Source organism: Streptococcus pasteurianus (assembly GCF_004843545.1).
GTDB classification, from domain to species: domain Bacteria; phylum Bacillota; class Bacilli; order Lactobacillales; family Streptococcaceae; genus Streptococcus; species Streptococcus pasteurianus.
Map to the genome: position 1 here is coordinate 118,725 of NZ_CP039457.1, position 24,936 is coordinate 143,660.

Annotated in this window: 33 protein-coding genes; 30 read left to right on the forward strand and 3 right to left on the reverse strand. The window is 38.4% G+C overall.

Features of this window, described 5'->3' with window-relative positions; translation table 11 throughout:
• Positions 1-34: 34 nt before the first annotated feature.
• The 14 genes from E8M05_RS00820 to E8M05_RS00885 all read left to right on the forward strand — a co-directional run bounded on the left by E8M05_RS00820 (position 35) and on the right by E8M05_RS00885 (position 8,014).
• Positions 35-397: a DUF1033 family protein gene (locus E8M05_RS00820; protein ID WP_003062916.1), complete on the forward strand. Its 363-nt coding sequence runs from the start codon at positions 35-37 to the stop codon at positions 395-397.
• A gap of 70 nt (positions 398-467) precedes the next feature.
• Positions 468-1,409 carry a competence type IV pilus ATPase ComGA gene (gene comGA, locus E8M05_RS00825; protein WP_003062917.1) on the forward strand — a complete coding sequence of 314 codons (942 nt, stop codon included), beginning with the start codon at positions 468-470 and terminating at the stop codon, positions 1,407-1,409.
• Positions 1,333-2,376 carry a competence type IV pilus assembly protein ComGB gene (comGB, locus tag E8M05_RS00830; RefSeq protein ID WP_003062919.1) on the forward strand — a complete coding sequence of 348 codons (1,044 nt, stop codon included), beginning with the start codon at positions 1,333-1,335 and terminating at the stop codon, positions 2,374-2,376. Before comGA ends, comGB begins: the two co-directional genes overlap by 77 nt.
• Complete coding sequence (comGC, locus tag E8M05_RS00835) at positions 2,376-2,669, forward strand: competence type IV pilus major pilin ComGC (protein WP_003062921.1); 294 nt, start codon at positions 2,376-2,378, stop codon at positions 2,667-2,669. Before comGB ends, comGC begins: the two co-directional genes overlap by 1 nt.
• Positions 2,653-3,084, forward strand: a complete 432-nt coding sequence (gene comGD / locus E8M05_RS00840; protein WP_003062922.1) for a competence type IV pilus minor pilin ComGD — start codon at positions 2,653-2,655, stop codon at positions 3,082-3,084. Before comGC ends, comGD begins: the two co-directional genes overlap by 17 nt.
• Complete coding sequence (comGE, locus tag E8M05_RS00845; RefSeq protein WP_080543606.1) at positions 3,038-3,331, forward strand: competence type IV pilus minor pilin ComGE; 294 nt, start codon at positions 3,038-3,040, stop codon at positions 3,329-3,331. Before comGD ends, comGE begins: the two co-directional genes overlap by 47 nt.
• Positions 3,315-3,752 (forward strand): competence type IV pilus minor pilin ComGF, encoded by a 438-nt coding sequence (gene comGF / locus E8M05_RS00850; protein ID WP_041974065.1) that lies wholly within the window; start codon positions 3,315-3,317, stop codon positions 3,750-3,752. Before comGE ends, comGF begins: the two co-directional genes overlap by 17 nt.
• Entirely contained in the window at positions 3,724-4,056 is a 333-nt protein-coding gene (gene comGG / locus E8M05_RS00855; protein ID WP_003062925.1) for a competence type IV pilus minor pilin ComGG, read from the forward strand. Before comGF ends, comGG begins: the two co-directional genes overlap by 29 nt.
• 54 nt (positions 4,057-4,110) lie before the next feature.
• Positions 4,111-5,082: a class I SAM-dependent methyltransferase gene (locus E8M05_RS00860; RefSeq protein ID WP_003062926.1), complete on the forward strand. Its 972-nt coding sequence runs from the start codon at positions 4,111-4,113 to the stop codon at positions 5,080-5,082.
• A gap of 37 nt (positions 5,083-5,119) precedes the next feature.
• Positions 5,120-6,319 (forward strand): acetate kinase, encoded by a 1,200-nt coding sequence (locus tag E8M05_RS00865; RefSeq protein WP_003062927.1) that lies wholly within the window; start codon positions 5,120-5,122, stop codon positions 6,317-6,319.
• Positions 6,320-6,479: 160 nt separating this feature from the next.
• On the forward strand, positions 6,480-6,680 hold the full coding sequence (locus E8M05_RS00870) for a helix-turn-helix transcriptional regulator (RefSeq protein WP_136596396.1): 201 nt from the start codon (positions 6,480-6,482) through the stop codon (positions 6,678-6,680).
• 9 nt (positions 6,681-6,689) lie between these two features.
• The gene (locus E8M05_RS00875) at positions 6,690-6,899 is read left to right on the forward strand and encodes a hypothetical protein (protein ID WP_003062929.1); all 210 of its coding nucleotides are present in this window, start codon (positions 6,690-6,692) and stop codon (positions 6,897-6,899) included.
• A gap of 36 nt (positions 6,900-6,935) precedes the next feature.
• The gene (locus tag E8M05_RS00880; protein WP_230321696.1) at positions 6,936-7,364 is read left to right on the forward strand and encodes an ABC transporter permease; all 429 of its coding nucleotides are present in this window, start codon (positions 6,936-6,938) and stop codon (positions 7,362-7,364) included.
• An 11-nt stretch (positions 7,365-7,375) separates the two neighbouring features.
• A complete protein-coding gene (locus tag E8M05_RS00885; RefSeq protein ID WP_003062931.1) occupies positions 7,376-8,014 on the forward strand; it encodes a CPBP family intramembrane glutamic endopeptidase in 639 nt (212 codons plus the stop codon).
• A 43-nt stretch (positions 8,015-8,057) separates the two neighbouring features.
• Here the strand turns inward: E8M05_RS00885 and proC are convergent, their stop codons facing one another.
• The 3 genes from proC to E8M05_RS00900 are packed head-to-tail and all read right to left on the reverse strand — an operon-like array spanning position 8,058 to position 10,508.
• Entirely contained in the window at positions 8,058-8,828 is a 771-nt protein-coding gene (gene proC, locus E8M05_RS00890) for a pyrroline-5-carboxylate reductase (protein ID WP_003062932.1), read from the reverse strand.
• Between the two features lie 60 nt (positions 8,829-8,888).
• Positions 8,889-9,956, reverse strand: coding sequence for a glutamyl aminopeptidase (pepA, locus tag E8M05_RS00895; protein ID WP_136596397.1), 1,068 nt, complete (start codon positions 9,954-9,956; stop codon positions 8,889-8,891).
• Positions 9,957-9,998: 42 nt separating this feature from the next.
• Positions 9,999-10,508 (reverse strand): GNAT family N-acetyltransferase, encoded by a 510-nt coding sequence (locus E8M05_RS00900; RefSeq protein WP_003062934.1) that lies wholly within the window; start codon positions 10,506-10,508, stop codon positions 9,999-10,001.
• Positions 10,509-10,956: 448 nt separating this feature from the next.
• Here E8M05_RS00900 and E8M05_RS00905 point away from each other — a divergent pair, with 448 nt between their 5' ends.
• The 16 genes from E8M05_RS00905 to E8M05_RS00980 all read left to right on the forward strand — a co-directional run bounded on the left by E8M05_RS00905 (position 10,957) and on the right by E8M05_RS00980 (position 24,729).
• Positions 10,957-11,250: a DUF4651 domain-containing protein gene (locus E8M05_RS00905; RefSeq protein ID WP_041974068.1), complete on the forward strand. Its 294-nt coding sequence runs from the start codon at positions 10,957-10,959 to the stop codon at positions 11,248-11,250.
• Positions 11,243-11,560 carry a thioredoxin family protein gene (locus E8M05_RS00910; protein ID WP_003062936.1) on the forward strand — a complete coding sequence of 106 codons (318 nt, stop codon included), beginning with the start codon at positions 11,243-11,245 and terminating at the stop codon, positions 11,558-11,560. The genes E8M05_RS00905 and E8M05_RS00910 overlap by 8 nt, the downstream gene beginning before the upstream one ends.
• An 8-nt stretch (positions 11,561-11,568) precedes the next feature.
• The gene (ytpR, locus tag E8M05_RS00915; protein WP_003062937.1) at positions 11,569-12,195 is read left to right on the forward strand and encodes a YtpR family tRNA-binding protein; all 627 of its coding nucleotides are present in this window, start codon (positions 11,569-11,571) and stop codon (positions 12,193-12,195) included.
• Positions 12,196-12,290: 95 nt separating this feature from the next.
• Positions 12,291-12,686 carry a single-stranded DNA-binding protein gene (locus E8M05_RS00920; RefSeq protein ID WP_013851404.1) on the forward strand — a complete coding sequence of 132 codons (396 nt, stop codon included), beginning with the start codon at positions 12,291-12,293 and terminating at the stop codon, positions 12,684-12,686.
• Positions 12,687-12,804: 118 nt separating this feature from the next.
• Positions 12,805-13,611, forward strand: a complete 807-nt coding sequence (locus tag E8M05_RS00925; RefSeq protein WP_003062940.1) for a Cof-type HAD-IIB family hydrolase — start codon at positions 12,805-12,807, stop codon at positions 13,609-13,611.
• A gap of 153 nt (positions 13,612-13,764) precedes the next feature.
• Positions 13,765-14,730: a sugar ABC transporter substrate-binding protein gene (locus E8M05_RS00930; RefSeq protein ID WP_013851405.1), complete on the forward strand. Its 966-nt coding sequence runs from the start codon at positions 13,765-13,767 to the stop codon at positions 14,728-14,730.
• The gene (locus tag E8M05_RS00935; protein ID WP_370695861.1) at positions 14,721-16,046 is read left to right on the forward strand and encodes a sensor histidine kinase; all 1,326 of its coding nucleotides are present in this window, start codon (positions 14,721-14,723) and stop codon (positions 16,044-16,046) included. The genes E8M05_RS00930 and E8M05_RS00935 overlap by 10 nt, the downstream gene beginning before the upstream one ends.
• A complete protein-coding gene (locus E8M05_RS00940; RefSeq protein ID WP_003062946.1) occupies positions 16,043-16,726 on the forward strand; it encodes a response regulator transcription factor in 684 nt (227 codons plus the stop codon). Before E8M05_RS00935 ends, E8M05_RS00940 begins: the two co-directional genes overlap by 4 nt.
• A complete protein-coding gene (locus E8M05_RS00945; protein WP_048791007.1) occupies positions 16,719-18,023 on the forward strand; it encodes an ABC transporter substrate-binding protein in 1,305 nt (434 codons plus the stop codon). Before E8M05_RS00940 ends, E8M05_RS00945 begins: the two co-directional genes overlap by 8 nt.
• Positions 18,024-18,189: 166 nt before the next feature.
• Positions 18,190-18,618 carry a PTS sugar transporter subunit IIA gene (locus E8M05_RS00950; protein ID WP_048791008.1) on the forward strand — a complete coding sequence of 143 codons (429 nt, stop codon included), beginning with the start codon at positions 18,190-18,192 and terminating at the stop codon, positions 18,616-18,618.
• Between the two features lie 15 nt (positions 18,619-18,633).
• Positions 18,634-19,128: a PTS sugar transporter subunit IIB gene (locus tag E8M05_RS00955; protein ID WP_003062952.1), complete on the forward strand. Its 495-nt coding sequence runs from the start codon at positions 18,634-18,636 to the stop codon at positions 19,126-19,128.
• Between the two features lie 211 nt (positions 19,129-19,339).
• On the forward strand, positions 19,340-20,188 hold the full coding sequence (locus E8M05_RS00960; RefSeq protein WP_003062954.1) for a PTS mannose/fructose/sorbose/N-acetylgalactosamine transporter subunit IIC: 849 nt from the start codon (positions 19,340-19,342) through the stop codon (positions 20,186-20,188).
• 1 nt (position 20,189) lies between these two features.
• Positions 20,190-21,023, forward strand: coding sequence for a PTS system mannose/fructose/sorbose family transporter subunit IID (locus tag E8M05_RS00965; protein ID WP_013851407.1), 834 nt, complete (start codon positions 20,190-20,192; stop codon positions 21,021-21,023).
• Between the two features lie 69 nt (positions 21,024-21,092).
• Positions 21,093-21,380, forward strand: a complete 288-nt coding sequence (locus E8M05_RS00970) for a hypothetical protein (protein WP_003062957.1) — start codon at positions 21,093-21,095, stop codon at positions 21,378-21,380.
• A 569-nt stretch (positions 21,381-21,949) separates the two neighbouring features.
• The gene (locus tag E8M05_RS00975) at positions 21,950-23,926 is read left to right on the forward strand and encodes an ABC transporter substrate binding protein (RefSeq protein ID WP_003062960.1); all 1,977 of its coding nucleotides are present in this window, start codon (positions 21,950-21,952) and stop codon (positions 23,924-23,926) included.
• Positions 23,926-24,729 carry an ABC transporter ATP-binding protein gene (locus E8M05_RS00980; RefSeq protein ID WP_003062962.1) on the forward strand — a complete coding sequence of 268 codons (804 nt, stop codon included), beginning with the start codon at positions 23,926-23,928 and terminating at the stop codon, positions 24,727-24,729. The genes E8M05_RS00975 and E8M05_RS00980 overlap by 1 nt, the downstream gene beginning before the upstream one ends.
• Positions 24,730-24,936: the final 207 nt, after the last annotated feature.

Here is a 24,936-nt window from a genome sequence, read left to right on the forward strand (position 1 = left end):
TTTATATAATAAACTCCGTAAGGAAGTGTGTTAAATGTATCAAGTGATAAAAATGTATGGGGATTATGAGCCGTGGTGGTTCTTGAAAGATTGGCAAAAAGATATTATAGAAGAAAAACGTTTTGAGTATTTTGAGGATGCTTTCTCCTTTTACAAAACAGAATGGTTATCTCTTAAAACGACTTTACCAAGTTGTAAATATCATGATAATCTTCAGGCGGCTTTCTGGGATAAGACAGATCAACGTTGGTGTGAGAATTGTGGGGATTATCTGCAACAGTACCATTCCATTTTAATGCTCAAAGACGGTAAAGAATTGCCTGAAGGGACTTTTTCTTATCATTTTAACGTTCAAAATGATGAGTTAAGACCCCAAAATTGTAAATTCGAATCGTAATCATGGAATTTTTTCCATGATTTTTTTGTTTTTTATGACTAATTTACGAATAGAAAAGTAGGAGGTCAAGATGATTCAGGAAGAAGCAAAGCAACTCATTAAAGATGCTGTTGAAGTTAATGCGCAAGATATTTACATTTTACCTAGAGAAGATTGTTATGAAGTGTATCAACGCGTAGGAGACCAACGGCGATTTGTTGATTATTTTGAGATAGAGCAGATGACTAGCTTGATTAGTCATTTTAAATTTGTGGCTGGTATGAATGTTGGTGAGAAACGTCGCAGTCAGTTAGGTTCTTGTGATTATCAATTTGCAGATGAGGAAGAGATTTCGCTTCGCTTGTCGAGTGTTGGTGATTATCGTGGACGAGAAAGTTTAGTGATTCGCTTGCTTTATTCTGGCCGTCATGACTTGCAATATTGGTTTGATGGGATGAAAAATATTTTAGAAGCCATTGATAGTAGGGGACTTTACCTTTTTTCGGGACCAGTAGGGAGTGGAAAAACCACTCTCATGTACCAATTGGTTCGTGAAAAATTTCCTGATAAGCAAGTCATTACAATTGAGGACCCTGTTGAAATCAAACAAGAACAAATGTTGCAGTTGCAGTTAAATAGTGATATTGGGATGACTTATGATGAGCTAATTAAATTATCGCTTCGCCATAGACCAGATATTCTGATTATTGGAGAAATTCGTGATAGCGAGACAGCGCGTGCAGTCGTTCGTGCAAGTTTGACAGGAGCTATTGTGTTTTCGACCATTCATGCGAAAAGTATCCCTGGCGTTTACGAACGTCTTTTGGAATTGGGTGTTAGTAAGCAAGAATTGGAAAATAGTTTGCGTGCCATTGTTTATCAACGCTTAATTGGTGGAGGAGGTGTGATTGATTTTGTTAAAGAAAACTTTGAAAGTCACCGACCAGAATGCTGGAATGCAAAAATTGAAAGTCTTGTTAAAGACGGACATATCACAGCTGAACAAGCAAAAATCGAAAAAATTGCCATTTAAAAAACAGCGCAAGGTTATCCAACTCTTTAATAATCTTTTTAAAAGTGGGTTTAATTTAACAGAAATTGTGTTTTTTCTCCGAAGAAGTCAATTGTTGTCAGAGGTTTATGTTGAGAGGATGCAAGAAAGTTTGTTAAATGGTGCTAGTCTAGCAGCAATGATGGTAGATTTAGGGTTTTCGGACAATATTGTCACACAAATTGCTTTGGCTGATGTTCATGGAAACAGTCAGAAAAGTCTGCTAAAAATTGAGTCTTACCTTTCTAGCATGACTGTCGTCAGAAAAAAGTTAATTGAAGTTGCAACGTATCCATTGATTTTGTTCTTGTTTCTTATTTTGATTATGCTGGGGTTGAAGAATTATTTACTGCCGCAGCTGGAAAGCCAAAATGTGGCAACGCAGATTATTGCGCATTTTCCAACGATTTTTTTGTTAAGTATTTTCTCGATTGGAGTGTTGCTTATTTGTACGACATTTTATGCTAGGCGTTTATCGCAGATTGATTTATATAGTCGAATAAGCCGGATTCCACTTGTGGGAAACTATGTTAGGTTATATTTGACAGCTTACTATGCGCGTGAATGGGGGAATTTGATTGGGCAAGGTATTGAATTAATGGCAATCGTGGGAATCATGCAAAAGCAAAAGTCGCTCTTATTTCAAGAGATTGGAAAGGATATGGAAGAAGCGCTGCTTTCAGGGCAAGCTTTTCATCAAAAAGTTCTGGATTATCCATTCTTTTTGCGAGAATTGAGCTTGATGATTGAATATGGTGAGATCAAATCAAAGCTTGGGCGTGAGTTGGACATTTATGCTGAGGAAACATGGCAGAGCTTTTTTGGCAAATTGACTCAAGCAACACAGCTCATTCAACCACTTGTTTTTGTCTTTGTAGCTTTGATTATTGTGTTAATTTATGTGGCAATGCTGTTGCCAATGTATCAAAATATGGGAGGAAATTTTTAATGAAAAAGATTTGGAAAAAATTACGTAAAAAGTCTGTGGCTGCTTTCACACTTGTGGAGATGTTGATTGTGCTTCTTATTATCAGTGTTTTAATGTTGCTTTTTGTACCGAATTTGAGTAAGCAAAAGGACGTTGTTCGTGAAAAAGGCGATGCTGCTGTTGTGAAAGTGGTTGAAAGCCAGATGGATTTGTACGAACTGAAAACGGGAGATAAACCGACTGTTGATGATTTAGTTGAAGTTGGCTACATCACTTCTGAACAAGCAAAAACTTACAATGAAGCTAAAAAATAAAACAGTTTCAGCTTTTACCCTTTTAGAAAGTTTATTAACACTAGGAATTGCCTGTTTTATTATCATGATGTTGTCAGGCTCTTTGAATGGTATTTTTCAAAATGTAGAAGAAAAGATTTTCTTTTTATCGTTTGAAAATCTCTATTGTGACACGCAAAAATTAGCTAATGCTAGGCAACAAAGTTTTACGTTGACTGTTTCGCAAGAGGAAGTATCTACTGATTTCTCAGCGGTAAAACTCCCTCCATCGGTCAAAGTTGATAAAACTTATCAAGTCAATTTTGACAAAGCAGGAGGTAATTCGTCCTTGGCAAAATTAGCCTTTCAAACGTCAGATAAAGAGTTCAACTATCAATTATATTTAGGGAGTGGTAAATATAAAAAGACAGAAACTAAAAGCTTACATACTCCTTGAAAGCTTGATAGCACTAGGATTGTTAGCGATGATTACGAGTATTGTTTTAGGGGAAATTGATAAAAATAGGCAGTTTATGCAAGAAAGTTTACGGCAGCAGGAAGTTCTTAATGTGGCAACAATGGCTGTGCAAACAGGGCAAAATCATTTGAAGATGAATGGTATTGAGGTTGAGATTATCAAAAAAGATGGAGAGGTCTATGTTTATGAGGCGAAAACGGAAATATTACATGTTAAAAAAGACTAGTTTAAAGGCATTCACCCTCATAGAATGTTTGGTTTCTTTATTGGTAATTTCGGGTGCTATTCTTGTTTACAATGGCTTAACGCAATCTATTTCTGCAAATGTGCATTATTTGTCGGAAAATCAAGAGGAAAACTGGCTTTTGTTTTCACAACAGCTGCGTGCGGAACTTGCCAATTGTCAATTAGATAAGGTTGAAAATAACAAGCTATATGTGACGAAGTCCAGTCAAAAGTTGGCATTTGGACAGTCAAAGGCTGATGATTTTCGTAAAACAAACGCATCTGGTCAAGGCTATCAGCCAATGATATTTGGAGTAAGATCTTCTGCTATTTCTAGAGATGGTCAGAAGGTGACAATGACATTGACTTTAGAGAATGGTTTGGAGAGGACATTTGTTTACACTTTTGAAACGGCAAGTTAAGGCAGGGATTTTAATCTATGCTTTGCTTATGGCAGCAATTTTTGCCTTGCTTTTGCAATTTTATCTAGGACGTGTCGTGGCAATGGAGCGACAACACCAAGCGCAGCTATCTGCTAGTCAGGCTTATTTAATGGCAGAATTAACAAAAGATTTGGCAAAAGAGGATACTGGTCACCTTACATTTGACCAAGGAGTAACTGACTACAACTTCCAAGATAATCGATTGCAGGTGATGGTCAAACTGCCTAATCAACAAGAATTTGACTATGTTTTCCAAAGTGTTCAGAAAGAGAAAGCTAATTAGGGCTTTCTTTTCATTTCCTGCGTTTTTTGATATGATAGGGTTGCGGAGGACAAGATGAATTTTGAAAAAATTGAAACAGCCTATGAGCTGATTTTAGAAAATATCCAATTAATTGAAAATGAGTTAAAAACTCATATTTATGATGCGCTTATTGAACAGAACTCTTTTTACTTGGGTGCTGAAGGTGCCAGTGAAGAAGTTGCTGCCAACAATGAGAAACTGCGTCAGCTTGCATTGACCAAAGAAGAGTGGCGTCGAGCTTTCCAATTTATCTTTATCAAAGCTGGTCAAACAGAGCAACTGCAAGCCAATCATCAATTTACACCAGATGCTATTGGTTTTATTTTGCTGTTCTTGATTGAAAATCTGACAGATTCAGATAAAATTGACCTTTTAGAAATTGGTAGTGGGACAGGGAACCTTGCTCAAACATTCTTAAATAATTCGTCTAAAGAATTAAATTATCTTGGTATTGAAGTTGACGATTTGTTGATTGATTTATCAGCAAGTATTGCAGAAGTGATGGATTCTGATGCTCGGTTTATTCAAGAAGACGCTGTGCGTCCACAAATTCTACAAGAAAGTGATGTGATTATTAGTGATTTGCCAGTGGGTTTCTATCCTAATGATGACATTGCAAAACGTTATAAAGTGGCAAGTTCTGATGAGCATACCTATGCCCACCATTTGTTAATGGAACAATCGTTAAAATATCTCAAAAAAGATGGTATTGCAGTCTTTTTGGCGCCCGTTAGTCTTTTGACAAGCAAACAGAGTGATTTATTGAAACAATGGTTGAAAGATTACGCGGATATTATCGCCGTGATTACTTTGCCAGAATCTATTTTTGGCAATGCAGCGAATGCGAAATCAATTTTTGTTTTGAAAAAACAAGCTGCGCAGACGCCAGAAACCTTTGTTTATCCACTTTCTGACTTACAAAGTCGTGAAACTCTGACCGATTTCATTGGAAAATTTCAAAAATGGAAAGTTGATAATATGAATTTTAAAAAAAATGTGATATAATGGAGATATAACATGAAAGCGCTTTAGAGGTAAATTTATGGCGAAAACTATTTCTATTAATGCAGGAAGTTCAAGTCTGAAATGGCAATTGTATAATATGCCAGAAGAAGAAGTTATTGCAAAAGGGCTAATTGAACGTATTGGTCTTGTCAATGGTATTTCTACGGTTAAATTTAATGGACAGACGAAATCTGAGACCAAGGATATTCCAGACCACACAGCAGCTGTTAAAATTTTCTTGGATGATTTGATTTCAATGGACATCATTGCTAGTTATGATGAAATCACGGGTGTTGGACATCGTGTTGTTGCTGGGGGTGAGTACTTCAAAGATTCGGTTTTGGTAACTGATAAAGTCATTCAACAAGTTGAGGAGTTATCCGTATTAGCACCGCTTCACAATCCTGGAGCAGCTCTTGGAATTAGAGCTTTTAAAGACCTTTTGCCTGACATTACAAGTGTTGTTGTTTTTGATACTGCTTTTCATGCAACAATGCCTGAAGTAGCATACCGCTATCCGATTGCAAATCGTTATTATACTGATTATAAGATTCGTAAATATGGTGCCCATGGAACAAGTCACCAATATGTCGCGCAAGAAGCGGCAAAGGTTTTAGGAAAACCCTTGGAAGATCTGAAATTAATTACTTGCCATATTGGTAATGGGGTGTCCGTGACTGCTATCAAGGACGGTAAATCTGTTGATACTTCAATGGGCTTGACACCGCTTGGTGGAACAATGATGGGTACACGTTCAGGAAGCATTGATCCTGGTGTGATTACGTATTTATTAGAGTGTGAACCAAACCTTAATAGCCCTCAAAAAATTCGTACGGTATTAAATCGCGATTCAGGTCTTCTTGGTATTTCTGAGAAATCAAGTGATATGCGTGATATTCTTGCTGGGAAGGAAGAGGGCGATGAAAAATGTCAGTTAGCTTATGACATGTATATTGATCGTTTACGAAAATACATTGCACAGTATTTTGCGGTTTTGAATGGCGCTGATGCTGTTGTCTTTACGGCAGGTATCGGTGAGAATTCAAGCGTTGTTCGTGAGGATATTATTTCTGGCATGACTTGGTTTGGTGTTGATACGGATCCAGCTAAGAATGTGTCAGGAGCCTATGGCGTTATTTCAACAGATAAAGCGCGTGTGAAAACTATGGTTATCCCAACTGATGAAGAACTTGTGATTGCGCGTGACGTTGAACGTTTTAAAAATTCTACTAATTAAGTTATCAAATATTATGATAAGACCAGAAAAGCTGACCTGAATGGGTCAGCTTTTTTGATTGTTTCATAAAAATGTAAAATAAACTTGACAAAAAATGTAAAGCGTACTATACTAAAAATGTAAAGTTTCCTTTACTAATTAAGCTGATATGGAGGAGGAAATGAAAACAAAAATTCAAGAACTGCGTAAGGCTAGTAAAATCAGCCAAGCAGAACTAGCAGAAGCGTTAGATGTGACAAGGCAAACCATTATCTCGCTTGAAAAGGGACGATATAATGCTTCTTTGGAATTAGCCCGTAAAATTGCTAAATATTTTGGGAAAACAATTGAAGAGATTTTTATTTTTGAAGATGAAAAGTAGGAGAAAAAGATGAATACACTTTATGAGACTATGAAAAATGGCAACCGTGAGACGTTGAAAAACGTTGGTCTTGCTATGCTAAGTTTAGGGCAACTATTGTTACTTACAGTATTGGTGGCTAATCTGAGTGATTTTTTATCAGGTTTTCTACTAGCAATGAGTATCATGTTAAACGGATTATCTATTACTTTTTTTCAAGGTAAAATTTGGGGGAAATAAAAGGAGAAAATTGTGGTTTTAAAAGCTTTAATAAGTATGACTCGGAAAAAGACATTGGAAGAATATCGTCATTATATGATGACGGTATCCCTAAGTTTTCTATTTGTTGCTGCTTCATGTTTACTGACTTCATTTTTTATCAAGACCAATGATTTTGCGGCTGGTTTGTTACTAGGTGGAGGAGTGGCAGGATTAGTGGCTGCTATTTATCGTCTTATTTTAATTAGGCAACCGAATCGTTTAAAAGCAGCTTATATTGCTGCTTATGATGAACGCAATCAACTCATCTTGCGAGTGACGGCTTTATCAACGCTGATTCTCTTATTTTTAGAGAATTTTATGTTGATTATCTTGTATGCTTTTATAGGTATTGTATTGACTTATCCGATAGTCTTGCTGATTTGGTTGTATAGTTTATTTTGGGGATTTGTTTTCTTTAAACTAATATTTACAAGAATTTTATAAGAGGTGATATCATGAAAAAACTTTTAACAGCTTTAAAATATTTCTTTTTAGCTCTAGGCTTGCTTTTCTTGGAACAATTGCCAACAGCATTTATTGCAGCAGACCAACCATTCTGGCAGTCTGCTTTGATTATTTTAGCTCTCTTGATTGTTGCGGCTCTTACAGTTTTTGTTGCTAAGCGAGTGGGGCTGTTGAATCATTTAAAAGACTTAAAAACATGGAAAGCTTGGAAAACAATTTTGGTTGGTTTTGTTGTGCTAACTATTGTCAAGTATATCGGTGGTGTTGTCTTACTTTTAGAAAATGGTATTGGGGCAAATACAGAAAATCAAGCAGCGCTTGAGCAACTTGGTATGTCACCTCTTTTGTTAATTGTATTGACTGCTATTGCAGCGCCAATTGTGGAAGAAACGGTTATGCGTGGACTTATCTTAGGACGTGTCTTTAATAATTCTTACCTTGGTGTTATCCTTAGTTCTCTGCTTTTTGGTTTATTGCATATACCAACTAATATTGGAAGTTGGATTATTTATGGTGGTATGGGATTGGTACTTGCTGTTGTTTATCATAAGACACAGAAACTGGAATATACAATAGCTATCCATTTTATTAATAATGCATTGGGAGTACTTCTTATGCTTCTTCTATAGAGTAAAATTAGAAAAACGCTGAACGATTTAGTTCAGCGCTTTTTTACAAAGCTTTTGCTTTATCGATAGTGGCATCGATGCTTGAGATGACACTTGCTGTCAATCCTGTTTTTTCAAGGTTGAGAAGTCCTGCGATGGTTGTTCCACCAGGGCTTGAGATTTTATCAATCAAGTCATGTGGGCTGTCAGAACCTTGAAGAAGATTTTCAGCACTAGCAAGGACCGTTTGTGTCACGATATCGAGTGATTTTTCTTTTGGAATACCATATTTGACACCAGCTTTAGCAAGAGCTTCGATAAATAGGTAAATGTAAGCTGGACTAGAGCCTGCAAGAGCTGTAAAAGTATCAAAGTCTTTTTCAGGAATATCAAAGGTTGAACCAAAGCTGTCAGTGATTTCTTTGGCGGTTGCTATGAGTTCTGCAGAAACGTTGTCATTGGTACAAATCGCTGTTGTACTTTTTAGAATTTGAGCATTGAGGTTTGGCATGATACGAATTAATGGAAGATTTGGGTCTGTTAATTTGCCAAGGCGTTCCAATGTTACCCCTGCCGCCATTGAAAGAATGGGCTGGTGGAAGTGAAGTCCAGCAAGGACTGGTTCAAACATTTGTGGTTTGATACCAAGGATAACCAAGTCAGATTTGTCAATGAGTTCTTGGTGTGAAAGGGCTGCTTTAACTCCAAGTTGCTCTGCGATTTCGCGTGAGCGAGGAAGTGAAGAACCTGAAATGATGATATCGTGCGATGTTGTGTTGAGTCCATTGATAATGGCAGTTGCCATTTTTCCAACTCCGATAAATCCAATTTTCATAGTAAGACAAAGGGGAAGTGCAACAGAGATGCTTAATGACCTGAGTCCCCTAGCTCCTTTCTAGTATTTTTTGATGAGGTCAACAGTTGAGCGGTCTAATTTTTTAACAATAGCTTGAAGGAAAGCTTGCGCTTGCAAGAAGTCATCCATAGCATAAAGGCTTTGGTGCGAATGAATATAACGCGCACAAACACCGATAGTTGTCGATGGGATACCACCGTTTTTAAGGTGAGCAGCACCAGCATCTGTACCACCTTTGGCAGCATAATATTGATATTTGATACCAGATTCCTCAGCGGTTGTGAGTAAGAAATCACGCATATCTTTTAACATGATATGTCCTGGGTCGTAGAAACGGAAAAGTGTTCCGTCGCCAATTTTACCTTGGTTGCCATAAATGTCACCAGCAGGTGAGCAATCAACGGCGAAGAAGAGTTCTGGTTGGAATTTTGTGGCAGAAACGTGTGCGCCACGAAGACCAACTTCTTCTTGAACATTAGCACCAGCAATAAGAGTGTTATCAAGTTTTTGCCCTTTAAGGCTTTCAAGCAATTCGGTTACCATAAGCACACCGAAGCGATTGTCCCAAGCTTTAGAGATAACATTTTTTTGGTTGGCTGTGAGAATTGTTTCAGATTTTGGTACGATGATGTCGCCTGGAAGAATGCCAAATGCTTCTGCTTCAGCTTTGTCTGTAAATCCAGCGTCGAAAATGATGTCATCGATTTTTGGAAGAGCAGCAGAGCCATTTGCTCCACAAAGGAAATGCGGTGGAACAGAACCAGAAACGACTGGAATTGCGCGACCGTCACGTGTGTAAAGAGTAAAACGTTGTGAGCTTAGCACCAAAGGATTCCACCCACCAATACCAACAGCACGCATGGTACCGTCAGCTTTGATGTCGCTGACCATGAAACCAACTTCGTCCATGTGAGCGGCAACCATGATGCGTGGTGCATTTTCAGCAGCAGAGTTTTTAATACCAAAAATACCACCAAGACCGTCAGTTTGCACGTCATCAACGAGCGGTGTGATTTTTGAACGAAGATAGTTACGAACGCTATGTTCGTATCCTGCAATACTATCCAGTTCTGTGATTTCTTTTATTTTTGAAAATAATTCTGACATAAAAACCTCGATTCTTTCATAAATGAATAGTTATTTTTTGATTTAAACTCCAAATGCCTCAGAATAGGCTAATGTGCCATGAAACGGAGGAGCTGATTGAATCAATTTAATCCCCATAAAATGATTGCTCGGAACATCGAAGGGAGGGAAAATGCCCCAGTTTTTTGCTGCTTGATAGCCAAATCTTGAGTAATATTGAGGGTCACCTAAGACAATACTATAAGGAAACTGTAGAGTTTGCGCTAATTGATGCCCTTTCTTAACTAGGGCGGATCCAATCCCTTGCTGTTGATAATCGGGATGGACAGCGAGGGGAGCTAAAGCTAGGACAGTAGTATGATTGACCTGTGCTTTGGTGAATAAGATATGACCGACTATCTGACCGTCAAGCTCAGCAACCAAAGACAATTCGGGAATGAATTCTTTGCTTTGACGTAGTCGTCGGACAAGTAAATGTTCTTGATGATCAGAATAAGGTAGGGATGCAAATGCTTTTTTGATAACCTGATCAACAGCAGTAATATCTGATGCTTGCTCTTGTTTAATAAACATGCGTTCTCCTTGTGCTTCTTGTATCCTGTAACTATAACCTTTGGTAAGCATTGTCAGTAGCAACTATGGCAACTTCAGGTTGACATTGAGTAACAGTTTGTTGGTCGGCGTTCTTCTTAGCCTTCAGTCAAAGGCAAACAAGATACTAACTGAGAATCCCTCTACCATAACGATGCTACGAAATCCGATAGTCTGAACCAGTGGCTAGCTTTGTCGTAATTGTTTCTACGTGACTGCATTATATCATATTCTGTGAAAGTCTGACAGTCTCAATCTTAACCAAGTAGATTTGTTTAATCTTAGTGCTTATATAGTGCTGAAGTGGTAGCAATCACCTACCGTGACTGCTAGGTTAGATGTCTTAGTAATGGCAACTGCAGCATTTCGACTCAAAATCCTATGTCTTGTTCTTTGGAAATCTGCTAGGAAATATGCTAAAATAAAGCGTATGAGAAACAAAAAAAGAAACTTACTGTCACGTTTTAGCTTAGTGGGAGTCGGTGGTGTCATCATTTTGGGAGCAATCCTAAAAAAACAATGCGAAGAAAAGCGACAAGAAAAAATTAAGCAAGCCATTCGTGATTATTTTAGTCGATTTGACAATATCTCGGTGCTTTATGTAAATGCTTTTGAATCTGATAAGGAGAGAACGACTGGTGGTCTTGTTTTAGAGGACGGTCGGACGTTTCAATTTGTTTACCAAAATGGTGAGATTAGCTATGAGGAGGAGAAAAATGATTAGCCCAAAATCCTATGAAGAAATGGCTACCTATCTAGAAAAACCTGAAAAAGTGGTTTTCTTTTTTACGGCAAATTGGTGCCCAGACTGCCAATTCATCTATCCAGTCATGCCTGAAATTGAAGCAGAAAATCCAGAATTCACCTTTGTCCGTGTGGACCGTGATGATTTCATGGAAGTAGCACAACGTTGGAATATTTTTGGGATTCCAAGTTTTGTAGTGACTGAAAAAGGAAAAGAAATTGGCCGTTTAGTTAATAAATTACGCAAAACCAAAGCAGAAATTAACAGCTTTTTAGCTGGATTGAAATAGGAGAGAAAATGATTTTTACGTACAACAAAGAACATGTCGGTGATGTCCTCATGGTAATTGTCAAAGATAGCAAAGGTGCTAAACTTGACTATGAACGCAAAGGCAATGTCTCACGCGTTTTCCTTGAGAAAAATGGTGAAACAGTTGCTTGGAATATTTTTGAAGTGTCAAGCTTGGTTACAATTGAAGGTGTTGGTCAAGTCACTCTATCTGACCAAGACGTTGCAACATTGAACGCTGAATTGACAAAAGAAGGTTTTAGCGAACAATTGGAAAATGAGCCTTCACCAAAATTTGTTGTTGGTCAAATCAAAGAAATGGTTGCTCACCCAGACAGCGACCACTTGAACATTTGCCAAGTACAAATCTCAGATGACAAAATCGTTCAAATCGTTGCAGGTGCGCCAAATGCCGCTGTTGGTTTGAAGACAATCGTAGCCCTTCCAGGTGCTATGATGCCAAACGGAAGCCTTATTTTCCCAGGTGCCCTTCGTGGCGAAAAGAGCTTTGGTATGATGTGCTCACCTCGCGAATTAGCCCTTCCAAACGCCCCACAAAAACGTGGTATCATCGAACTTGATGACACAGCCCTAGTCGGCGAAGCCTTTAACCCAGAAAAACACTGGAAAGGGTAAGAAATAGGAAAGTCCTAGGAAACTAGGACTTTTTTTGCTACATTAATTTACTGTTTTCTAGATTCTTTTTCGAATAATAAGATAAGGAGGTAATGATGTACAATAAAGTTATTATGATTGGTCGTTTGACGGCGCAGCCTGAGCTTGTGACGACGTCAAATGAGAAATCTGTTACACGTGTAACATTAGCAGTTAACCGCCGTTTTAAATCGCAAAATGGTGAGCGTGAGGCTGATTTTATTTCAATTGTGGTTTGGGGACGTTTAGCAGAAACTCTTGTTTCTTATGCTGGAAAAGGAAGTCTGATTTCGATTGATGGCGAGCTTCGCACACGCAAATATGAAAAAGATGGTCACACGAATTATGTGACAGAAGTGCTTTGCCATTCTTTCCAACTTTTAGAAAGCCGTGCCCAACGTGCTATGCGAGAAAATAATGTGGCAAACGACCTCGCTGATTTAGTTTTGGAAGAGGAAGAATTACCATTTTAACCAACCCAAGCTCGAGTTAGTTTTTGACTTGAGCTTTTTTTGTTATTATCAGGAAATAGTTTTTTTGAAACCCTTTTCAAAAAATGCTATACTGAGAGAAAATAGGAGGAAAAGTACAATGGTAAAAATAATTTTTAGTGATATTGACGGCACTCTTATTAATGATGCCTTAAAAGTGATGCCTAGGACACGCCAAGCCCTTCGTCATGCTGTTGATACAGGTATTTTATTTGTTCCAGTTTCGGCGCGTATGCCAGAGGCGATTAAGCCAATTTTGAAAGATTTTTTACCTGATGTACCCATGATTTCCTATAATGGTGCCCTCATCCAAGATGAACAAGGGCAAGTAATTGATAGTTGTCCGATGAGTCCACAAGAAGCGCAAGCGATTTGTCAGTATTTAGAAAAAGAAGTCTCTGACGTTGCTTGGAATGTTTACAGCGGTGAAAAGTGGTTGTCCCAAAACCGTGCTAATCGTTGGATTTCACGTGAAGAGCGCGTGGTGGGCTTAGCCTCTAAGGAAGCGAACTTGGAACAAATCGGTCGATTGCCAGAAGTTCATAAAATCTTGTTAATGGGTGAACCAGAACGCATGGAAGCTTTGGAAAATAAGCTAAAAAGTCTCTATTCAGATTTATCAATTGCAAGGTCGCTGCCTTATTATATTGAAATTATGGCAAGTGGGATTCATAAAGGAAGGGCAGTCCAGACTTTGGCGCAGCATTACGAGGTTGATATGGCAGATACGCTTGCTTTTGGTGACAATTTTAACGATTTAGACATGCTAGAGGCAGTAGGTGAAGCTTATGTTATGGCAAATGCGCCTCAAGAAGTCAAGGAGCAAGTCGGACACGTAACAGCTAGTCACAATCATGACGGTATTGCCTTAGTTCTGGAAAAACTTGGCATAAGTAGTTTCGAATAAATAGAGTATAAAAAACACCTGCGGGTGTTTTTTAAATTCGTTAGATAGAATGAGGGGCTATTTCTGACTGAATTGTCTGTACAATTTAAACGTGTTATAATTAAGGCAAATATAGCTATCAGTGGTCTCTTGATTTTATTGAAAAGGTATGAGATGAAAAAACGGAAATATGTCGGTGTTTTGGTAAGCGCTTTTATTGGGGTTCTTGCCATTGTGGGAGTTTATTGGAACTATAAAATGGTTCCTTCAAATGAAAATCAGGTTAAGATTGGTGCGACCTACATGACCATGAACAATGATTTTTACAAGGTATTAAACAACGAGGTTGAAAAAATTGTTGAGGAAAATAATGATATTTTGTACACTAGAGACCCTGCTTTGGACGTTGATAAACAAACGCAACAGGTTGAATCGTTTATTGAAAAGGGTGTTAATATCATTATCATCAATCCTGTTGATGCAAACAGTCAAAAATTAATAAAAGCTTTGAAGAAAGCGAAAAGAGCTGGGATAAAAATTGTTGTTGTCGATAGTCAACTATCAGATGATTCTTCAGTAGATACGACAATTGTATCGGATAATTATCAAGCTGGTGTTTTATGCGCTCAAAATTTAATGCAGACGCAATCAAGTGCCAAAATTTTGTTATTGGAACATCAAAATGCAGTATCAGCAGTAGATCGTATCAATGGATTTTTAGATACGATTGAAGGAAATGATACCTATCAAGTGGTTGACCGCAAGGATTGCTTAGGGCAAACCGAAATAGCGATGCCGCAAGTGGAATCGGTCATCGCTTCAGGGGTCGAATTTGACACGGTGATGGCGCTTAATGACCAAGTGGCTATCGGAGCTTTGGCTGCAATTGAAAATTCAAATGTGACAACATCGATTAAAATCTATGGTGTAGATGGTTCGCCAGATATGAAAAATTTATTGGCAACGACGAGTTCAATTCAAGCAACAGTAGCTCAATCGCCGTTAACAATCGGTAAACGAGCGATTCAGGCGGGTTACTCGCTATATCACAACAAATCAGTAGATAAGGAAATTGTCATTCCAGTTGAATTTATGACTAGTGAGAACGTTTCTGACTTTGATTTAGCGGGGTGGCAATGATGAAAGCTTTGAAAAATATTGATTTTGCAAAACGTGCCCTGATTATTATTAATTTCTTGGCGGTGTTATTTTATAGCTCAGTTTATTTGTCAGCTACAAAGTACATTATTGACAATGGTTTGAGTCGTTCTTTATTAGAAGAAATTAGCGTCATTCCAAGTTCACCAGAGCGAATTTTTTGGTTGTCAAATCTCTTTTTTGCAGGGCTTTTACTTGTTATTTATATCAGAAATCAAAAGTTTAAAAAAGGGACAACGGCGCGTGATTGGTTTGCGATTTTTGAGGTGCTCTTGTTGTTAGCTACCTTTGTAGCGCTGCAATTTTCCTATAACGGTTTAATTTTGCTTGTTTTTATGGATATCTTTTTCTCTTACACGGATTTTTACACGTTTCGTGAGAAAAAGTCATGGTTGCTCTTTATTGTCGCTAGTTTCGGTGCGCTTTTGCTGTCAAATTATGACGTCTTGTCGCTTCTGATTAGAACGCCTGATTTGGATGTTTATATCGGATTTTTCCCTGCAAGCACGCGTTTAGTGATTCTTTTCATCAAAAATTGTCTGGTATCGCTAAATATTATCATTTTCATTATTTCTTTAGTGACTTACATTGTTTATTCGGTGACTGAAAACCATAAGATTGAGGAAGAATTGCTCATGGCCTCGCAGGCAAATACGCGTTTGAAAGAATACGTGGCGGTGTCTGAAAAAATTACTGAGGATAGGGAACGCAGGCGTATTGCGCGTGAAATTCACGATACTATTGGTCATGCCTTGACAGGCATTTCTGCAGGAATTGATGCGGTGATTGTCTTGATTGACCTTGACCCAAATAACGCTAAAAAGCAATTGACCAATGTTTCCAACGTTGTGCGAGAAGGGATTGTTGATGTTAGACGCTCGCTGAATAAAATGCGTCCAGGTGCTCTGGAAAATCGTAGTTTAAAAGACGCTATTGAAAAAATGCTTGCCGAGTATCAAGAATTATCGCATTTGCAGATTGATTTGAATTATCAGTGGGATAATGTTGATTTTGACAAAACAAAAGAAGATGTCATTTTCCGTGTCATTCAAGAATCTGTGACCAATTCTTTGCGTCATGGACGAGCAACTGAAATTAAGATTAGTATGCTAAATAAAGATGATTACGTTTTGCTCATTAAAGATAATGGAGTGGGGAGTGAAACGATTCAATACGGTTTTGGGTTGACCCAAATGACGGAACGCTTAGCCATTATTGGTGGTTGTGTCCAATTTTCAGGTGAGGATGGTTTTGCCACAACGATTCATATCCCTAAAATAAAAGGAGAAGAAGAATGATACGAGTATTAATTGCTGACGACCAAGAATTGATTAGAGAGTCGTTAAAAATTGTCTTGTCTGCCTATCCTGATATCGAAGTTGTTGGCGCGGTGAGTGATGGGACAGAGGTTTTGGAAGCTCTACCGACTAGCAAACCAGACGTGGTTTTAATGGATATTCGTATGCCAAAAATGGACGGTGTTTTGTGTACCAAAGCTGTTAAAGAACATTTCCCAAATACGAAGGTGATTATCCTAACGACTTTTGATGATGATGATTTTATTTATAGCGCTCTAAAATATGGTGCCAGTGGTTATTTGCTGAAGGGAACTTCGATGGATGAATTGCATGATGCGGTGGTGACGGTTAATGACGGACGTGCCATGCTAAATCCAGATATTGCCACAAAAGTTTTTAAACTTTTTTCACAAATGGCGCAATCAAACTTTGCTATCCAAGTTGATGATGCGCTAACGACCGACATTAGTAAAATGGAGTGGCGTATTATACAGCAGATTGGTTTTGGATTGTCCAATAAAGAAATTGCTGCCAAACTGTATCTGTCAGAAGGAACCGTTAGAAATTATCTATCTAGCATCCTTTCTAAGTTGAATTTACGTGACCGTACGCAGCTTGCTATTTGGGCGGTGCAGACAGGTGTCACCTTGAAATCATTTGAGGAAGATGACCATGACTAAACTCAAAAAATATTACAAATGGTTATTGCTACCACTACTAGTAATTGTCGTTGGGAGTGCTGCTTTTATTTATCATCAAACACACCAGAAAATCATTTTAAAAATCGGCATTTATGCAGGAAGTAGCTGGGATGTGCCGAATGGAAATGATTATAAAGTCATTGATACTGCGATTTCACGCTTTGAAAAATTGTACCCAAATGTCGAGGTGGTCTATGAGAGTGGTATTTCAAAGGATGATTATTCTGATTGGTTAACAGACCAGATTGTTGCAGGAACACAACCAGATGTTTTTATCGTGCCAGAAGATGACTTTAACCTCTTGTCCTCAACAGGCGTACTTGCCAAGTTAGATGAGCATATTAGTACAAGCTTTGATGATTCGATATTTTATGAATCCTCTTATAAGGCAGGAAATTATAATAATACGCAGTACGCTTTGCCATTTGAAAGCAATCCAACCATGATGTGTATTAATATTGACCTTTTGGAAAAAGAGGGAATTTCGATTCCAGATTCTGGGTGGACTTTAGAGGACTTTTACAATATTTGCAAGCAAGTGACTAAGGATACTGACGGTGATGGGGTGATTGACCAGTATGGTTGTATAGGCTACACTTGGCAACAAGCTGTCGCTGCCTATGGTGCGAAGCTATTTAACACAACGGGAACGAAAGCTTATTTTGACAGTGATGACGTGAAAAATGCCCTTTCCTTGATTACGCAACTCAATGCTCTTAGTGGAAATTATGAGGTCACTTCACAAGATTTTGACGAAGGAAAGGTTGCTTTTTTGCCAATGACTTTGGCAGAATATCGCACTTATAAGCCTTATCCTTATCATGTTGCGAAATATTCTAGCTTCTCATGGTCTTGTGTGACAATGCCAGCAAGTAGTGAGGACGGCGATGCAACGCAAGTCGCAACATCGCTTTATGCCATGTCCTTAAAAACCAAACACCGTACCTTGGCGTGGGAATTTTTGCAATTACTCTGTACCGATGAAGACATTCAACAATCAGTCTTTGATTATTCGCAAGGGACATCTGTTTTGAAAAGTGTGATGCAAAGTGACGCCACGAAAGAAAAACTAAAAGAGGATGGTTTTGGTTCAGATTCTTTGACGGTTTCAACATTAGATTCAATGCTTAGCCAAGGAATTACCCAGCCAACGTTTAAAACGTATAACACCGTACTGGAACAAGCAGACTATCTGATTAGCAAATCTATTGCCAATAACAGTATCGAGACAGATTTATTTACAATCCAAAAGACAATAGAAGACAGTTTGAAATAATCTTGATGACATCTGGAGAGTTTGATCTCCAGATGTTTTTGTTTGTTTTCAAAATGACAAATGTCATATTCGAGGTGATAAATGTCATCAGAATAAAGTGACAAACGAGAGTGTGAAAACGTTTTATTTAAAGCTAAAATAAAAGGCAGATAAGGAGATAAGTTCTATGAAGTATTTACTACTAGTCAGTCATGGAGACTTTGCGACGGGTCTCAAAACGTCTTTGGCGATGTTTTCGGAAGATAAAATTGATCAAGTCATCGCTGTCGGTCTAAAAAATGGCAAAACAGTTGATGACTTTGAAAAAGACTTCAGACAAGCTATTTCAGGTTTAACAGCTGACGATTCCGTTGTTGTTCTTGCTGATATTATTGGCGGTAGCCCTTTGACAACTGCTTGTAACGTCTTGGACGAACTCGGAAAATTGGAAAATGCTGTTGTTTTAGGTGGTATGAATTTACCAATGGCAATTACTTCTGCAGTGATGAAAGATATGCTTGAGGGCGATGATTTTGTACAAGCCGTTTTGCCAGAAGCTCAAGCGGCTCTTCAAGAATTCAAAATCACTTCAGATGATGATGACGATGATATTTAAAAAAGGAGATAAAAAATGACTGTATCATTTGTACGTATTGATGACCGCATGATTCATGGGCAAACTGTAACACGTTGGGCAAAAGAATACCCTTGTGACGGTTTGATTGCCGTAAACGATGCTGCTTCAAAAAACAAAGTTTTAACCCAAGCTTACAAAGGAGCTTCGGACAAGAAAACCTTTGTTTGGTCGGTAGATGCTTTTGGACAAAAATCTCAAAAAGTATTGGATTCTGACACGCGCTATTTTGTGATTACCAAGAATCCAATTGACATGAAAAAAATTCTGGTTGACCAAGGTTTTGTTCCTAGTGATGTAAAAGAAATTATCGTTGGTCCGTGTAATGACCGACCAGGTGCTGTCAAACTTGGGAATAATCAATCTATCACCCAAGAAGAAGCAGATGCCCTTGAAGCAATTGAAAAAGCTGGATACAAAGTGAAATTCCAATTATTGCCAGATGTTTCAATCGGTTACTGGTCAGATTTCAAATCAAAATTTGGTTATTAATTTATTGTTACTTAGCAGCGAATAAAGTGAGTTGGCATAGCTATTTTTGATGCCAAAACTCGTTTGCGCTCTTTGTATCTTGTTAATTGAACACGAGCTGCGAGCTGTGTCAAAAAGATAGTTTCTCCTAGAGTCTAGCGACTCTTCGTCAAAACTCCTATTTTCCCTTTGCTCGCTGACGCTCTTTGTATCTTAGTATAGGAGATGTATTATGACAATTTCTTGGTTTCAAGCAGCTTTGTTAGGGTTGTTTGCATGTTTGTCTTCAATGCCAGGTCTTGGTGGTACAACCATTGGTAACTATACGCTTGGTCGTCCTCTTGTCGGTGGCCTTGTCTGTGGACTTATTCTTGGCGATGTTAAAACAGGAATCATTTGTGGTGTTGCTATGCAGTTGGTTTACATTGCCCTTGTAACACCTGGTGGTACTGTTTCAGCTGACGTGCGTGCGGTGTCTTATATCGGTATTCCTTTGGCAATGGTAGCCATCCATTCTCAAGGTTTATCAGCTGATTCAGCTGATGCGGCTAACTTGGCTAAATCAATGGGTACGCTTGTTGGTACTGTCGGTACGGTTCTTTTCTACGGAACAGCAACCATGAATCTTATTTGGCAACACATTGGTTGGCGTGCGGTAGAAAAAGGTCAATTTAGAAAACTTTATCAAGTTGACTGGCTCTATCCATGGGTATCACATTTTGTATTCTCATTTATCCCAACATTGGTAATGTGTAAACTTGGTGCGACTGCTGTTACAGCAATGAAAGATGCACTTCCAATGGATGGTATTCCAATGAAAACCCTCTTTACAGTAGGGGCTTTGTTACCATGTGTCGGAATTGCCATTCTTTTGAAACAAATTGTTGAAAAAGTGACTGACTTTATTCCATTCTTTGTTGGTTTTACTTTGGCAGCTTCACTTGGTTTGAATTTGGTCTCATGTGCAGTGATTTCATTAATCTTTGCCGTATTATTCTATGAGCTTGAAATGGTTAAAACTGTAAGAGCAACAGCCACAGCAGCTGATGACTTTGATGACGATGATGAGGAGGATATCTAAAATGGCTCAAAAGAAATTAACAAAGAAAACCTTGATGAAATCTTTCCATCATTGGTATTATGGTAACCTTACTTGCTTCTCACAAGAGCATATGCAAACCTTTGGTTATTTGACATCAATGCTTCCAATCGTGGAAGAATTGTATGACAATAAAGAAGACCAAGCGCGTTCAATGCAAACTTACACAGCTTTTTTCAATACAGAACCTCAGCTTGGTTCACTCATTGTCGGAATCACAGCAGGTCTTGAAGAAGCGCGTGCTAATGGTTCTGAAGAGGTTGATGACGAAACCATTAACGGACTTCGTGCAGGGCTTATGGGACCCGTGGCTGGTATCGGTGACTCACTTGTTGTTGGAACTTTGATTCCAGTTATTTTAGGGATTGCCCTTGGTCTTTCAACTGGTGGCTCACCAATCGGTGCCGTTTTCTACATTGTCGTTTGGAACTTGTTAGCTTATCTCGGTATGAGATTTGCCTATTTTAAAGGTTATGAACTCGGTGATAAAGCTGTTGAATTTCTCGTCGGTGCTCAAGGTCAAGCCATTCGTAAAGCCGTTTCTATCGTTGGTGGTATGGTTGTCGGTGGTGTTGCTGCCACTTGGGTATCTGTCCAAACATCATTCCAACTTGGTAGTGCTAAAAATCCGTACTTGGTTCTTCAAGATAAATTAGACGCTGTTTATCCAGGTTTGCTAACAGCAATCTTCATCGTCTTTTGCTGGTGGCTAATGGCTAAGAAAAATATCTCACCAATTAAAGTCATGCTATTACTTGTCGTTATTGCCTTTGTTGGTGTTCTCGTTGGATTCTTCGATCCAGGTTTGTCTTACTAACACGCTTTAGAAATATCAACCTTACTAGGGCTTTCTTGCGTATCATATCAATCAAAAGAGGAAAAATTCATGACAAAATCAGAAGTGCTTAATGGTTATCAAACAGAAATAGCCTACCAAAAACATATGATTGAAAATCTCGGACGTTGGCTAACTTTGCTCTTTTTAGTAGCAAGTATTGGATTTTTGCTAGTATATTTCTTTCGTCAAACAAATCTCATTTTATCTATTCTTGGCTACGTCCTAGCTTTTGTCGGTGTTTCGGGAATGTTGCTTTTTGGTTACGGCATTTACCGTGGCAAACAGAATGTCGCCAAACTCATTGATGATTTTGAAATGAAACTCCAATCCTTTTAAATATAAATTCCTTTAAAGATACCTTTTTAATCTCATTACAATACTTATTTCAAAAACAAAAAGTTTCTAGTACATAATCTCTTTGCTAGGGACTTTTTTAATAACTCTTTTTTCTGAATTTTAAAAATATATTGACAGAAAGCAAAAATAAGGGTAAACTGTAAACAATCAAAAACAATGATAGTAAGCTATGTGAAATGTCTCATGGTTTACAACTTAACAGGAGGAAATATGCTGAAAAAGGCGTCTGTAATGACTGAAAAACTAAATCATTACTATTACTTTAGTTTCTTTAGATAGACGTTTGTAGCCAATCATGGATGCAAACGTCATACCGTTTGTATCTATGAAGCTAAAGCATTTTACTGTTGAGAAAAGCCGATTAGATACTTTGAGTTCTAATTGGCAAGTAAGATATGTTTTTACGCATGTATTGGAAACCAGTTAGACTTTTGAGCCTAGCTGGTTTTATTTATTGTGGCTGATGTAGAACTAGGCAGTTCTAATATTGAGAAAGTTTTCCAATTTCGACAGCAAGATTGGGAGCAAGAAAAGCGGAGGTAAGTAGTATGAAAAGAAACATGGCAACTATTATGGTTTTGATGTTAGCTGTGCTCACATTATTTGGATGTTCATCATCAAAAAGTACTAGTGACGATGGTGTCCATATTGGGATTCTTCAGTATGTTGAACATCAATCGCTAACAGCAGCTCGCAAGGGATTTGTGGATGAATTAGAAAAAGAAGGGTATATTGACGGGGATAATATTGTCATTGATTATGAAAATGCACAAGGTGACCAGTCAAATTTACAAACCATTTCAACCAATTTGATTGCTAATAATGACCTTGTTTTAGGGATTGCAACACCAGCCGCACAGACCTTGGCTAATCTATCAACCGACGTTCCAGTCTTGTTTACAGCAGTTACCGACCCAGTATCAGCAAAATTAGTTGATTCAATGAAAAATCCTGGGGGTATTGCAACAGGGACAAGCGATATGTCACCTATTTCAAAACAAGTCGAATTATTACAAAAAGTTATGCCGAATGTAACAAAAGTTGGCATCATGTACACGACAAATGAACGCAATTCCGAAGTTCAAGTTGAAGAAGCAAAAGAAGCGTTTGCTAAGGCAGGTATCGAGGCCATTACCAAAGGTATTTCATCAACGAACGATGTTCAAGATACCGCTAAAAGCCTGATGAGCCAGACAGAAGTTCTATTTATCCCAACGGATAACATGATTGTTAGTGCTATCTCGCTCATTACAGAATTATCGAAAGAAACAAAAATCCCAGTTGTCGGTGGTTCAGCAGATGTTGTGGAACAAGGTGTCCTTTTTACGTACGGTGCCAATTACGAAGCCCTTGGTCGTCAAACGGCAAAATTAGCCATTCGTATCCTTGAAGGTGAAGATGTTAGTGATGTTGCTGCGGAATATCCAGAGACGCTAAACGTCGTTACTAATGATGAAATGGCTGAGACTTTAGGAATTGATTTAAGCAGTATTGAGAACGACACGACAGAATCGTCTTCTGATACGACCGAAACAAGCACATCAGCAAGCTCAAGCACAACGAAAACCAGTTCATCAAGCACGTCAACACAAACGTCAGATTCATCAAGTACGAACGGTTGGCTTGATATTGTTTTATCGGCAATTTCACAAGGTCTTTTGTGGTCAATCATGGCAATTGGTGTCTTTATTACTTTCCGTATTTTAGATATTGCTGACCTTTCTGCCGAAGGCTCATTCCCACTCGGGGCAGCTTCAACAGCGATTATGATTGTCAATGGCATTAATCCCTTAATTGCTACTATTGGTGGTTTTGTGGCAGGAATGGTTGCTGGTGCAGTGTCTGGTTTCATGCACACCAAGATGAAAATTCCAGCTCTGTTAACAGGGATTATTACCCTTACGGCACTTTATTCTATCAATCTTTTGGTGCTAGGTAGTGCCAATGTTTCGTTAGCAGGTCAAGAAACACTCGTGACCTTAATGACGTCAGCACTTAACTTGTCGAAACTATATGCTGTGATTTTGATTGGTGTTATCTTTGTCGCATTAGTCATTATCTTGCTGGTGGTTCTGTTAAATACGCAAGTCGGTCTCGCGCTTCGTGCAACAGGTGATAATATTGCTATGGGTGAAGCTAATGGTATCAAGGTTGACCGCATGAAGATTTTGGGTTACATGATTTCAAATGGTTTGATTGCCCTTGCTGGTTCACTTTTGGCGCAAAATAATGGCTACGCGGATATGAATATGGGAACAGGTACGATTGTTAATGGTTTGGCATCTATTATCCTTGCTGAAGTTATCGTGAAATATTTGCCACTTGGCAAACGTCTCTGGTCAATTGTTCTTGGTTCAATCTTATATCGTCTGGTGCTTGTTATCATTCTAGCCATGAATGTCGATGCGCAAATGCTCAAATTAGCGTCAGCGATTCTGCTTGCCTTGATTCTCTATGTTCCAGAAATTCGCAACAAACTTCATATCAAACCCTCAAAAACATTAACTCCAGGAGGTGAAGATTAATGGCACTTTTAACATTATCAAATATTCATAAAACCTTTGAAAAAGGAACTGTTAACGAAAATCACGTTTTGCGTGGCTTAGATTTAGACATTGAACAAGGTGATTTCATCTCTGTCATTGGAGGAAATGGTGCTGGGAAATCAACACTTATGAATTCCATTGCTGGCGTCGTTGACATTGACGAAGGAGACATTCTTCTGGAAGGAGGATCTATTCGTAAAGCTTCTGTTGCCGCACGTTCAAAAGATATTAGCCGTGTATTCCAAGACCCACGAATGGGAACAGCAACCAATTTAACGATTGAAGAAAATATGGCGATTGCTTACCGTCGTGGTAAAAAGCGCAGCTTCTTCAAAAAATCTGTCACCGAACAAGAACGTGAATTGTTCAAAGAAACGTTGACAGAACTTGGTTTAGGACTGGAAAATCGTATGAAAACAGATGCGGCTTTCTTATCAGGTGGTCAACGCCAAGCACTAACGCTTGCTATGGCAACCTTGGTACGCCCCAAAATTCTTCTCTTAGATGAACACACAGCAGCCCTTGACCCAAAAACAAGTGACATGGTTATGCATTTAACGAAAAAAATCGTTGAAGAACAAGAGCTAACAACCCTAATGATTACTCATAATATGGAACACGCTATCGAGTATGGTAATCGTCTTATCATGCTTTATCATGGCAAAATCGTGGTTGATGTTCGTGGCGATGAAAAGAAAAACCTCACCGTTGCTCAACTCATGGACCTCTTCCACAAAAATAGCGGTCAAGCCCTAAACGACGATGCCCTAGTGCTGGGGTGACATAGATTAATTGAGAAAAATTACTTTCATAATAGGAACAATTTCAACTCAGTTTTCTTTTTCTGAGAATTAGTGTTTTTTTCTTGACTATTTATGATCAAGTGTTAGAATAGTTTTTGTAGAAATTAGCACTCGTTACATTAGAGTGCTAAAAAAGAATTTAGCTCTGCTATTTTCAAACAAAAATTAAGAGATAATTGGAGGCAA